This window comes from Bacillus cereus group sp. BfR-BA-01379 (assembly GCF_022663605.1).
In the GTDB taxonomy this organism is placed as follows: Bacteria; Bacillota; Bacilli; order Bacillales; family Bacillaceae_G; genus Bacillus_A; species Bacillus_A mobilis.
The window spans coordinates 16,637-29,088 of the sequence record NZ_JAKUFT010000066.1; the positions used below are offsets into that span (position 1 = coordinate 16,637).

Here is a 12,452-nt window from a genome sequence, read left to right on the forward strand (position 1 = left end):
AAACCTACTTTCTTAATATCGTAAAATAAAATACAATCAATTTACTTTTTGTTAAATAAAGCCGATTTCTCCGCAAACAAAAAATAGGCTACTAGAGGTAGCCTATTTCTTTTCTTATTCTGCAATCATCTCTGATAATACATATGCATAAACAAGTGCTTCTGTATGAGCAATCGAACTTTCATGTGTACGCTCAAATGCATGAGAAGAATCAATACCCGCTCCAATTAATGCATGTTTCACATCAAATCCGGCGCGAATCGCAGCTGACGCATCCGATCCATAGTAAGGATAAATATCTACTTTATATTCGATATTGTTCGTTTTCGCAAGCTCTACTAAATGTTTACGCAGTGCATAATGATATGGACCACTAGAGTCTTTTGCACAAATAGATACCGTATATTCGTCAGATGCTTGTCCATCACCTAACGCTCCCATATCAACGGCTAAATACTCAACCGTTTCTTCTGGAATGTTAGAGTTACCACCGTATCCAATCTCTTCATTATTAGAAATTAAGAAATGAGTTGTATATGGTAATGTTACATTTTCATCTTGTAATCTCTTAATTAATTTTAATAGAATCGCAACACTTACTTTGTCATCTAAATGACGTGATTTTATGTATCCACTCTCTGTAATTTGAACGCGCGGATCGAATGAAACGAAGTCTCCTACTTCAATTCCTAATTCACGTACTTCATCAGCTGAAAAGACACGCTCATCAATACGAACCTCAATATTTTTCTCATCGCGTTTCGCTTCACCTGCATCTTTATATACATGCACAGATGTTTGATGCATTAAAATCGTCCCTGTATACGTCTTGCCACTCGATGTTTCAATTTCGCAATATTCCCCTTCTACAGAGTTCCATCGAAATCCACCAATCATAGAAAGACTCAGACGACCGTCAGGCTTAATTTCTTTCACCATCGCACCTAACGTATCAACGTGTGCCGTTAATAAACGATGTTGTGCATCATTTTTTCCTTTTACCGTTAAAATAAGAGCGCCTTTATTGTTACGCTTCGTTTCTACGTTCCACTCACTTACATAGTTTTCAATAAAACGGATGATTTTCTCTGTATTTCCAGATGGACTTGGAATAGAGACAAGCTCCTTAATCAATTCCATCGTTTCTTTCGTATGATGTTCCATTGTCGTTTCCTCCTCATTTTCTCTACTATTCAGTATACCGAATTTACTATAAATCCTCTACTCATATAGCTTAATTTTCTAAATTGCGGTAAAATTCTTTTTAGTATACAAAAGGAGATATAAACTATGAATATATCAAAAAAATATATACACATTGCACTCATTTGGTTTTTAGCATCATTATTTTGTTTACAAGTTTCTTATGCAGTTCACACTACTACTTCTATTACAATTGGCTGGGTATTAACAGCTATCTTCTTCATGATTAGTTTAATTGCAACAAAAAAGCATAGCGTTACTCACTAACGCTATGCTTTCCCTACGAAACTATTCTTCTGAAACATCTAATAAATAAATGCCTCTTTCAAATCCACCGCGCTCTATTTCTTTTTGCTTACGAAGGCGTTCTACATCTTCAATTGTTGCACCTTCTGCACGCGCTAATGAGATGATTACTTCCAGTGCATCTGCAAGAGAATCAAGCGCATGTTCACGCTCTTTCATAGAAGCAAATTCACGAATTTCTTCTGTACCAATTTTCGCTAAAGCTTGTATGTATGCGTGTCCTGTTAATTTTTGTGCTGTATATGTTTTTCCAGACATCAAAATCTTCTCTGGAACACGATCTCTTACTAATTTGTTATATGCTGACATCATTCATCCTCCTATGTTTAATAACATCCGAGCTCTGCTGTATAGAAAAACCATTTTTTCTTCACGCATGCACTCAGCATATCAATTCCTGATCCATGTGCCCTTACGTGAGGAAAAAAATAGTGTTCTGATTCTTCTTCCTTACCATATAAAGTTTGGTACTCAGCTGGAATTGCTTCTTTTTTCACATCTTTTTCTTTCGTCACTTCGCCAGAGAACGCAACGCTTGGATGTCCTTCAAAAAACAAAGCAGTTCGCACCGCCATAGATGGTGTACTATGCAACGCATAATACGCTATTACAATTATGCCGATAACACCAATAAATTTCTTCATATATTACTCCTAAAAAAAAGTGCTAACACAATTATACTAAAATGTGTTAGCACTTTCTCCCCTTTACCTTAAATTAACCGGCAGTAAACCTACCATTAATCAAAATTTCACTTTATTCTCCTTTAAATGCAGGCAAACGCTTTTCTAAAAATGCAGCAATGCCTTCTTTATGATCCGCTGTTTGTCTCATCGCATATTGGCCGCGTTTTTCAAGCTGCAATGTTTGTTCTAAATTAGAGCGGTTTACTTCACATAAAATTTGCTTCGTTTGAATCATTGCTTTAATCGGTTTTTGTGACCATTCACTAATTTTTTGCTTCACAGCCGTTTGGAAATCCTCACCGATTACTTCATCAATTAGGCCGATATCAAGCGATTCTGTTGCTGATAATTTCTTTCCTTCCCAAATAATTTGCTTCGTCATATTTTCACCGACGCGCTTTTGAAGGAAGAAATGGCCGCCGCCATCTGGAATTAAAGCGATTCCAATAAAGTTCATCGCAATAACGGATGAAATATCCGCCATCACATAGTCAGCTGTTAAGGCAATACTTAATCCAAGACCAGCAGTTGGTCCATGAATCGCACTAATCACAAGCTTCGGCATCGTATATAAAGTTACAACAACTTCAGAAATAGTATTCATAATACCATCAAACTTGCTTTCATCATTACTTGAAAGCATCGATTTAATATCTCCACCCGCAGAAAAACCACGGCCGTTCCCGCACAGCACAACAATATGCGCAGAACTCTCCGCTACTTCTTTCAGTTTTTGTAATAGCTCTTTTAACGTTGGCTCATCTAATGCATTTAACACCTCTGGGCGATTGACCATAACCGTTGCAACGCGCCCTTCATATTTCACAACAACAGATTCTGTTTTACTTGTTACTTCCATTATATACCCCTCTTTTCTACATAAAGTGAAACTTTAATCAGTGGGGGTTTTCTTCATCCCCCACTGATTATTAGTTGAACCAATCGGACTTTTATGGACAGCCCGGCCCCTACCTAACTTCTTTGCTTTCGCTGCATTTTGAGGTGGGGATCTTACTGCCCATTAAAGTGGGATAAAGATTATACTTATATAATTATAGAAAGGAGGTAAAAAATCCTTCTTTTTTCTTAATTTTCTGTCTAATAATCTCGCAATGTGTATATATCCTTGCATAAAACAAACAATTTCGTTAAAAAATATAGCAATTAAAGTCGGTTTATCGCCTCTTCTCATCTATTTACCATTACAATGAAATGGTGTATTCTTAAGTCTGATATAAAAAACAAATATAGAAATTCATTCCCCTTCCTATTATATAGAGGGGTGCTGAAATAACGGAATGAAGAAATGGAGGAATATATGGTTACTAAGTTTAAACAAACGGATAACTACTTCCCGCATTTCCTACTGCTATTCATTGTGTTTCAACCAATTTTAGATTTATTAACGTCTTTTTCAATCTATGTATTACACATGAGCGCAACAGTCGGAATCGTAGTCCGTTTCGCCTTTATGCTTCTTGCATTAGGTTATCTACTTCTTCATCATAAACAACAAGGCGCGAAAAAATATATTCTTTATTTATGTGTATTGGGCATCGTACTCGCAATCGGCCTTGTGAATAATTTAATGGTCAAATCTCCAGTTTCATTTGGAGAAGAAGTGAAATTTATTTTGAAAAGTGTATATCCAATTGTACTACTGTTTGGATATATTATCGCACTAAAAGAATTAAAAAATAACGAATATGCGTTTCATAAAATCATTACGTATTTCTTATATGCAACGTTGATTTTAAGTATTTCAATCATCGCAGCTATGGCAACTGGTACAGATTTTCCAAGCTATCCGAATTCAAAAATCGGTTCCAGAGGATGGTTCTTTGCTGGGAATGATTTAAGTTCCATTTTCGCAATTATGTTCCCAATCGTTGTCTTATACTCGGTTCATAAAACAACTTCTTTCTCAAAAGCGTATTACTGGATTCCGACAGTACTTGCGATGTATGCAAGCATTATGATTGGAACAAAAGTAGGCTATGGTGCCATCGTTATTACACTTGGTATCGCCCTTTTCTTCTTATTCATTGAATATATGATACATCGTAAAAAAGAAGGAAAAGGATTCACATATCTTGTAAACACAATTGTTGTCGCTGTCGTATTAGGAGGATTACTCGTACTTACACCGCAAACTCCTATCGCAAAAAACATGACCATCCATTTACAAATATATGAATACAAAAAATCAGTACAAGAAGAAAAAGACCGAAAAGAAGGAAAAGTAATTACAGAAGAAGAACATAAAGAAGGCGAACTAACGGACTCTGAAATGAAGAGTTTAATTTACAGTGATCGCGACAAGTTTTTAAAAGTATATAAACAATACTATAAAGACGCACCACTATCTCAAAAATTATTTGGAATGGGCTACGCTGGTAACTATACAACGAAAATGAAGTTAGTCGAAATGGATTTCCACGATCTATTCTTCGCATTCGGAATTGTCGGCTTCCTTATGTACTTACTGCCGCTTCTTTATTTCGGTATAAAAATATTCATTCGCTTGATCACAAACTTCAAGAAACTATTTAGCGTAAAACATATGCTACTAGCTAGCACACTCGTCTTATCGCTCGGTATCGGCTTTATGTCTGGACACGTATTAACAGCACCAGCCGTTAGCATTTTCTTTGTTGTGATACTCGCTTACTTAATTGTTGATTTAGAAATAGAATAAAAAAAAGCGGCATCCAGATGGATGCTGCTTCTTTTTTATTCCAACCCTTTACCGCCTCTAGCATTCAAAGTGCTAATTCTTTCTGCTCCAGTAATCATTGGTTTTGCTCGCTTAATTAAATTTTGTGTAGACTCTAACATTAAAGATGCTTTATGTGCCTCTTCATTACTCCATACTTCAAAAACATATACAGCATTCGGCTCGTCATCAGAAGTACTTACAATATACACCTCACAACTTTGAAGTGAGTTCATCGATTCCGCAGCCTCTAGCAAAATATTCGTTAATTCTTCCCGGTTACTTTCTTCCACAATAAACTTACCATACAACCCAAATTTACTCATTCTTTTCCCCCTAATTATGCCACTTCTCTTATTTCAAAATTAATAATTCTCATAAATCACTCAAATACCTTCTTTTCCATTAAAAAAACACTTAATGGCACACCTTTCTTACGTATGAAATTAGAAACTACTTATATAGAATAATTATTTTAATCGAATTATTAACATGCTAAAATATTAAAGGCATCATTATATAAAAAAATATATAATAGATATGTCGGTTTTTTTGCACGAAATGTATTTTGAAAAAGTGAGGAGAGTCCATTGGTATTTAGTAGTTCAATTTTCTTATTTATCTTTTTACCTCTCGTATTATTTTTCTATTTTATAGTGCGTGCCGAGCTACGTAATTTCGTATTACTTGCATTTAGTTTAATTTTCTATGCATGGGGCGAACCGCGTTTCGTTCTTTTAATGCTCTTTTCCATCGTATTAAACTACTGCTTCGGCCTACTCGTGCATCATTATGATAAACGAAAAAATATGAAAGTCACATTTTTAATTATGGCTGTGGTCGGAAATATTTTATTACTTTCTTATTTTAAGTATATTTCCTTTTTCACAGACATGTTAAACAACGTATTGCACTTATCTATTCATGTGGAACCTATTCCACTACCAATTGGAATTTCGTTTTATACATTCCAAGCGATGTCCTATGTCATCGATATATACCGTAAAGATGGGGATGTTCAAAAAAACCCACTTAACTTAGCGCTATATATATCTATTTTCCCTCAGCTTATTGCCGGACCAATTGTTCGTTACAATATCGTTGCTGAGCAAATTAAAACGCGCATCCATTCTTTTGAACGATTCACAGAAGGTATTCAAATTTTCGTTCTCGGACTAGCAAAAAAGATATTAATTGCCAACCAAGTCGGATTTGTCGCCGATAAAATATTTGCCTTACCACCATCTGAAATAAGTGTTGGAACGGCATGGATTGGTATTATCGCTTACACCCTGCAAATTTATTTTGATTTCTCAGGATACTCTGATATGGCAATTGGACTCGGAAAAATGTTCGGATTTGATTTCCCAAAAAACTTCAACTACCCGTACATCTCTAAATCTATTTCAGAGTTTTGGAGAAGATGGCATATTACACTTGGTTCTTGGTTCCGCGATTACATATATATCCCGCTCGGCGGAAACCGCGTTTCAAAACTAGCGAATTATCGTAACCTCTTCATCGTATGGGGATTAACGGGTTTATGGCACGGGGCGAGCTGGACATTTATCGCGTGGGGCTTATATTACGGCTTTATTATTTCAATTGAAAAAGCTGGATTCGAAAAAATATTAAACAAACTATGGAAACCGCTGCAACATGCATACGTATTACTAATCGTTATGATCGGTTGGGTCTTCTTCCGAGCTGACAACTTCGCTTACTCGTTCCAATATTTAAAAGCGATGTTCGGCATAGGAGGACAATCTTTCATCGATGACAATACAATGTTATACGTACATGAATACATTATCGTATTTCTCATTGCCTTTATCGCAGCGACACCAATTTTAAAACGAATGAAAAACATACTAGAACTTGCGCCAAAAACGTATATGTTCACGATGCAATTTGTACGTCCTATATTATTACTAACATTATTTATGATTTCGGTTATGTACTTGATTAACTCAACATATAATCCATTTATTTATTTCAGGTTTTAACTGATGTAGGAAGGAAAAGTTATTATGAAAAAATTGGGGAACCTCATCCTGTTTATCGGTTTTCTCACCATTATCTTTTCATTTGGCATATTATCGTTACTCAAAACAGACCGTGACATTTCACCAGTTGAAAATCGGCCGCTCGCTCAAAAACCAGCACTTACGAAAGAAGCCCTTTTAACTGGTAGCTTCTTTAAAGATTTTGAAACATACACAAATGATCAATTAATCGGACGAGATGAGCTTATTAAAAACTATACAATTGCCCAAATTAATATGGGTAAATCTCTTATTAACGACATTATTTTAACTGATGATAAATGGCTCCTAAAGAACCCGGCGTGGACGACAAAATATAACGAAATTGACCAATCCATGCCCGCTATAAACGATTTATCTCAGTTTTTAAAAGAACAAAACGTTGAGTTTTACTTTGCTTTACCACCGTCAAAAACGAATGCATTATCATTTAAATTACCTTCTCATATTCACACATATGCACAGGAAAATTTAAATTACTTTCTAACGAAACTTCCAGCGGACGTAAAGCCAATAAAACTGATGGAACAATTTAAACAGAACTATAAGAACGAAGAAATACAAGACATGTATTTCAAAACAGATCATCATTGGAATATGGACGGTGCCTTTGTAGGCTACCAATATATCATGAACACAATCAGGCAACAGTCTTCTATATATAAAGGAAAAGAAATAAAAAAAGAAGACTACACTCGTACATGTGCGCAAAATAAACATTTAGTTGGAAGCTTCAACAACCAACTATACCAACTCATCGATGCAAACGGTGAAAAATTGTGCTACTACACACCGAAAGGCGGTTTCAACTTCACAAGCGTAACCGCAAAAGATGTGAAAGGTACTATTCATCAAAACTTAGATGACATATACGGCGTCGAAAAACAAAAAGATACAACATCATACGCAGGTTATTATACAGACGACTATCCAGAAATCGTCATCGAAAATAACAATGCACCAAATGAAGTACGCGCCTTAGTCCTAAAAGACTCATTCGCGAACGCAATCGTGCCACACTTAGCACAAAGCTTTAAACACACATCCATCCTCGACCTGCGTCACTATCACGAAAAAGATGTATATCAATACTTGAAAGACAACAACATTAACATGGTATTGTTCGTGTATAGTGATTCGAATTTGAGTGGGGATATGTTTAAATTTAAGAAATAGAAAGAAGCCTCTTGTAAAAATTACAAGAGGCTTCTTTTCGATATTTACGAAAAAAATCAGTGGGGATGAATCCCCACTGATTTTTCACTCTATCTATAATCAACTTATAGATTTGGGTTATTAAGCACGTTCACGTGTACAGCTTGTGAACCGATTTCGCTTGTTACAACGTTTTTATCTCCTAATACTTTGAATACTAATGTACCTTTGTCAGTGTACTTAGTAGTTAAAGTATTGTAAATGTCTGGATTGAAGTTTGGAAGTACAGAATCACTTGTTTGAGATACTGTTACATGACCAAGCTTTTGATCGAATATATCGAAGTGAGCATTACCATTTGTATCAAGGTAAAGTTGACCTTGGTCGTCACCAGATTTTACAACACGTACTTTATGTTGTGTTTCTTTCGTTAAGTTAATACCTTTAACGATATCATCAAGGTTACTTCCTTCAAGTTCTAACACAGTACCGATATTAATTTTCTTCTCAACGAAGTTTTCTGTTTGAACTGGTTTGAAGTTTACAGATTTAATAGCAATTTTCTCTTGAACGATTTCTAATGTCGCTTTACCAGCAGTTGCACCATTTTTCGTTAAGTGGATATCAACTTTACCTGGCGTTTTACCAGTTACAACAACTTTATCTCCAACAATTTTAGCTTCAGCTACAGCTGGATTTTTAGACTCAACTACATAACCTTCTAAGTTTTCAGCATCAGAGTATACGCGATCTGAAGTGTACTTAGATAATTGATACTCAACTTTGTTAGAAACATTTAGGTCAAGTTTTGAATCAGGTGATTCACCGTATTTACCTAATTTAGATACAAGTTCAAAGTTTTTAAATGCAACGTTACCTTCTGTTACGTTCACATATAATGAACCTAAAGTATCACCATTACCGTTTTGGAAGTGAACTGTACCTTCGCCAACTTCGTTACCTGTAATACCAATAGTTTTTGTACCAATTGAACCAGCGTCAGTTGTTACTACATCTAATCCACCTTCAGCAACTACACCAGTTTTTGGAAGGACTTCATTGATATCTTTTTTTACTGCACCAAATGGATCGCCATATTGGTCAGTTGTTACGAATGTAACAGGTAATGTTTTATTTTGAACAACTTGTAATTTATCTGGGTTAGCTTTTACTGATTTTAATGTACGAGAATCAGTCGTTACTTTAAATTTAACATCTTTCGTAACGTCGCCTACTTTAATAGTAAGTGTAGCTTCACCAGCAGCTTCAGCAGTAATGTAGTTGTTTACTACAGAAATAACACCGTGGTTTGAAGATTTAATGCTGATTGAGTTTGGCTCAACAACTTTATCTTCTCCAGCAATTGTAGCAACTACGTTATGGATTTGTGCTTTTTCACCAACTACTAACGTTTGGCTATTTAACTTGAAGTCTTTTCCAGTAAGTTTATTACCGTATACTACACCATTTTTATCAGCATCTACTGCAAATGCAGTATCTTTAATTGCAGAAGCTGGTCTATCAAGGTTTTTCACTGTAATAATACCAGTGTTAGAAACTGTTAAACCACCGCGTTTTGTAACTTGTACTTCTACTTTATAGTCACCGTGTGAAAGCCCAACACCAAGTTTACCTGTAGAAGAAGTTGACTTTCCATCCTCAAAGATGTTTGCTGGTGAACCGTCTAAGTTATTTGCTACAAATTTGACGTCATGGTTTGCTAAGTTTAAATACTCAACATCAGCGTTACCTTTTTCTTCGTTTAATTTGAAGACAACTGCTTGACCAGCACGATCATCATCAAATGTAAGTTTTTCTACTGCTAATTTTTTAACTTCGTATACGAATTTCGTTACGAATGATTGATTTTTCACTTTTACAGTAAGATCTTTATTTGGAGCTACTTTACCACCAAGTGTTACAACTGCAGAAGTACCGTCAGCATTTGCTTCAATCGTAACAGCTTTGTCTCCTTCAAGAGTTACATCTTCAGCAGCAAGCTTATCTAAACCAGTTCCTGTTAATGTTAATTTCGCCGGTTCAGAAACTTTCACATCAGTTACATATGCTTGTGCATTATCTTTTTTGCCATATTTTTTATCTGCTACTGCGATAAATTTAGCTGCTTCTGCACGAGATACAGATTTATTTGGCTCCCATTTGTTTCCGCCTGTTCCTTCAGAAAGTCCAAGATTGATTAGGATGTTTGCTTTTTCTTCACCCCAATGATCTAATAAATCTTCAAATTTTGTAACTAACTCGCCGTTAACTTTATCTTTTAAGTTATAAGCACCTACTATCATAGAAGCGAAAGAAGCACGGTCAATCTTTTTATCTGGAGAGAAGTTTTCTTTACCATCACCTCTAACAACACCCGCTTTTTCAACAGCTGCAATGTATTTAGAAGCCCAATGATTTTTAGCATCTTTGAAAGATGGTTGTGCACCCTCTTCAACTTTTAAACCTAATGTAATTGCCATAATTTTCGCAGCAGAAGCACGGTCAATTTCTTCAGCTGGAGCGTATGTACCATCTGGTTTACCTTCGATTGCACCTTTATCTACTAAGTAATTGATAGAATCTAATCCCCAATGACCAGCTGGAACGTCTGGGAACGATTTACCTGCTGCTGCTACTGGAGAAACAACACCTGCTACCATTGCTGCTGTCATTGTACCTGCGATTACTTTTTTGTAAGAGTTAGTCTTTGCCATTTTATAAATTTCCTCCTTCAGGAATATGCTACTAGTTTCATATCTTATTAAATTTAAAAACTAGCTAGTTAGAAAAGCCATAAAACAATAAAAACACAAACAAAAATACTATAATGAAAAGTAGTTCACATAATAAAATGATACAAACCGTTAGATGTAAATATAAGGTTTAAATACCATTTTTTGAAACAAGTTCATCATACTATACAAAACTATTCGTTATCAAGAACTTTCTCAAAAGAAGATTCGACACATTCTGATAATTCAGTCTTTTAATTGCATTATTAGCATATCAATAATACTCAAATATAGAAATGAACAAACTGTTTTCCTATAAACCACTCTCACTGCGCTTCGTATATTTTTCATATCGAATACACAATTGGAATTATAGCACATATTTCCACTTCATCATTTAAATACTTTTTACAATAAATGCAATTTTCAGACTACATTCGACTAAAAATATTGCATTTCGACATTTTATTCTTCTTTTCGAATGTTTTTTTAACAAAAAAAGGTGTTAATTTACAAATAATTTACATATCGATGGAGTATTCTTCTATTTTTGAAAGCGTTCTCTATTTATTTCTCAATAAAACTATTCCTTTTCAACCTCAAATGCACATGAAATAAAATCCAAACAAAAAGCCTATGATACTCATAGACTTTTGTCTATTTTCTCATAGGCTTCTCTTAATCATTTCATGTATCAAATGATTTTAAATTAGTTTGCTACAGGTGCTGCTTCTTTAATAGAAACTGTAACTTGTACAGCTTTATCAAATTTTACTTCTTGTGTTTTTCCATCTTTTACAACTGTCATGCTTTTCACGTAGATAGATGTTGTGCCTTTTGCACCGAATGTACCAGTTTCAGTTACAACATTTGTATCAGCTGAAACGAATTCTACATTAGAAACTGTTGCTTTTGCTGTAGTTGCAGGTACACCATCAACAGATAAGATATTTAAAAGTGCAGCTTGTAAATTAGCACTTGGAGCTACTTCTTTAAGAGATGTACTTGTAAATTCTACTGCTAATTCTTTAGCAGCTGGTGCTGTATCAACAACTTTGAATGAGTGAGTTGTGATTAGTTTGCCACCAGTTGAAATAGATACAGTGTAAGTATCTCCAGCTTTCGCTTCTGCTCCTAAAGTGATTGTGTTTTCATTTTCAACATTAGTGCTTACAGAAACACGGTTAGTTAAATCTTTAATTTCTTTACCATCTTTATCTGTTGCTTTTAATTCGAAAGTTGCTTTTTCTGCACCTTTTAGTACTAAACCGTTTGTATCAACTGGAAGAACAGAAACTGTCATTGCATTCTTTTTGTTTTCATCAGTAATATATTTATCTAATTCTTTTTCTAAACCACGAACTTCAAATTTAGAGAATGCACCTGGATCTTTTAATTCTAAAGCTAATGTAGCTTTAGCTTCTTTTTTACCAGATGTTGCAGTTAATTCTACTGTATATTTACCAGCAGCTTGTCCTTTTGTATCTAAAACTAATTCTTTATTCTCATATTTAGCAAAGTCTTTGTTTGCAACTGCTTTGCCATCTTTATCAAGTACTTTCACATCTACAGTTAAAGGAGCATTTTCAGAAGCTGTGAACTCTTTACC

Annotated in this window: 10 protein-coding genes and 1 pseudogene; 4 read left to right on the top strand and 7 right to left on the bottom strand. The window is 34.9% G+C overall.

Annotation, left to right across the window (positions count from 1 at the left end; all coding sequences use genetic code 11):
- Positions 1-114: 114 nt before the first annotated feature.
- A complete protein-coding gene (locus MR113_RS20955; RefSeq protein WP_242256630.1) occupies positions 115-1,164 on the bottom strand; it encodes a M42 family metallopeptidase in 1,050 nt (349 codons plus the stop codon).
- Positions 1,165-1,290: 126 nt separating this feature from the next.
- Between MR113_RS20955 and MR113_RS20960 the strand changes: the two genes are divergently transcribed.
- Positions 1,291-1,470 carry a hypothetical protein gene (locus MR113_RS20960; RefSeq protein ID WP_242256631.1) on the top strand — a complete coding sequence of 60 codons (180 nt, stop codon included), beginning with the start codon at positions 1,291-1,293 and terminating at the stop codon, positions 1,468-1,470.
- 21 nt (positions 1,471-1,491) lie between these two features.
- Here the strand turns inward: MR113_RS20960 and MR113_RS20965 are convergent, their stop codons facing one another.
- The 3 genes from MR113_RS20965 to MR113_RS20975 all read right to left on the bottom strand — a co-directional run bounded on the left by MR113_RS20965 (position 1,492) and on the right by MR113_RS20975 (position 3,054).
- Entirely contained in the window at positions 1,492-1,818 is a 327-nt protein-coding gene (locus MR113_RS20965) for a nucleoside triphosphate pyrophosphohydrolase (protein WP_001277346.1), read from the bottom strand.
- Between the two features lie 17 nt (positions 1,819-1,835).
- Positions 1,836-2,153: a hypothetical protein gene (locus tag MR113_RS20970; RefSeq protein ID WP_242256633.1), complete on the bottom strand. Its 318-nt coding sequence runs from the start codon at positions 2,151-2,153 to the stop codon at positions 1,836-1,838.
- A gap of 112 nt (positions 2,154-2,265) precedes the next feature.
- Positions 2,266-3,054 (bottom strand): enoyl-CoA hydratase, encoded by a 789-nt coding sequence (locus MR113_RS20975; protein ID WP_242256635.1) that lies wholly within the window; start codon positions 3,052-3,054, stop codon positions 2,266-2,268.
- A 459-nt stretch (positions 3,055-3,513) separates the two neighbouring features.
- On the opposite strand from MR113_RS20975, the gene MR113_RS20980 reads away from it, so the two are divergent.
- Positions 3,514-4,893, top strand: a complete 1,380-nt coding sequence (locus MR113_RS20980) for an O-antigen ligase family protein (protein WP_242256637.1) — start codon at positions 3,514-3,516, stop codon at positions 4,891-4,893.
- A gap of 35 nt (positions 4,894-4,928) precedes the next feature.
- Here the strand turns inward: MR113_RS20980 and MR113_RS20985 are convergent, their stop codons facing one another.
- Positions 4,929-5,237 (bottom strand): putative quinol monooxygenase, encoded by a 309-nt coding sequence (locus MR113_RS20985; protein ID WP_242256639.1) that lies wholly within the window; start codon positions 5,235-5,237, stop codon positions 4,929-4,931.
- 264 nt (positions 5,238-5,501) lie between these two features.
- On the opposite strand from MR113_RS20985, the gene MR113_RS20990 reads away from it, so the two are divergent.
- Entirely contained in the window at positions 5,502-6,917 is a 1,416-nt protein-coding gene (locus MR113_RS20990) for an MBOAT family O-acyltransferase (protein ID WP_242256641.1), read from the top strand.
- A 24-nt stretch (positions 6,918-6,941) separates the two neighbouring features.
- Positions 6,942-8,132 (top strand): secondary cell wall polysaccharide O-acetyltransferase PatB1, encoded by a 1,191-nt coding sequence (patB1, locus tag MR113_RS20995; protein WP_242256643.1) that lies wholly within the window; start codon positions 6,942-6,944, stop codon positions 8,130-8,132.
- Positions 8,133-8,236: 104 nt separating this feature from the next.
- Here the strand turns inward: patB1 and MR113_RS21000 are convergent, their stop codons facing one another.
- Positions 8,237-10,825: an S-layer homology domain-containing protein gene (locus MR113_RS21000; RefSeq protein WP_242256645.1), complete on the bottom strand. Its 2,589-nt coding sequence runs from the start codon at positions 10,823-10,825 to the stop codon at positions 8,237-8,239.
- A gap of 727 nt (positions 10,826-11,552) precedes the next feature.
- Positions 11,553-12,452: pseudogene (locus MR113_RS21005) on the bottom strand (S-layer homology domain-containing protein); the annotation flags it as partial.

Excerpts from the sequence above, each read along its gene's own strand:
- MR113_RS20955 (WP_242256630.1), bottom strand. The coding sequence starts at position 1,164 with ATGGAACATCATACGAAAGAAACGATGGAATTGATTAAGGAGCTTGTC.
- MR113_RS20960 (WP_242256631.1), top strand. The coding sequence starts at position 1,291 with ATGAATATATCAAAAAAATATATACACATTGCACTCATTTGGTTTTTA.
- MR113_RS20965 (WP_001277346.1), bottom strand. The coding sequence starts at position 1,818 with ATGTCAGCATATAACAAATTAGTAAGAGATCGTGTTCCAGAGAAGATT.
- MR113_RS20970 (WP_242256633.1), bottom strand. The coding sequence starts at position 2,153 with ATGAAGAAATTTATTGGTGTTATCGGCATAATTGTAATAGCGTATTAT.
- MR113_RS20975 (WP_242256635.1), bottom strand. The coding sequence starts at position 3,054 with ATGGAAGTAACAAGTAAAACAGAATCTGTTGTTGTGAAATATGAAGGG.
- MR113_RS20980 (WP_242256637.1), top strand. The coding sequence starts at position 3,514 with ATGGTTACTAAGTTTAAACAAACGGATAACTACTTCCCGCATTTCCTA.
- MR113_RS20985 (WP_242256639.1), bottom strand. The coding sequence starts at position 5,237 with ATGAGTAAATTTGGGTTGTATGGTAAGTTTATTGTGGAAGAAAGTAAC.
- patB1 (WP_242256643.1), top strand. The coding sequence starts at position 6,942 with ATGAAAAAATTGGGGAACCTCATCCTGTTTATCGGTTTTCTCACCATT.
- MR113_RS21000 (WP_242256645.1), bottom strand. The coding sequence starts at position 10,825 with ATGGCAAAGACTAACTCTTACAAAAAAGTAATCGCAGGTACAATGACA.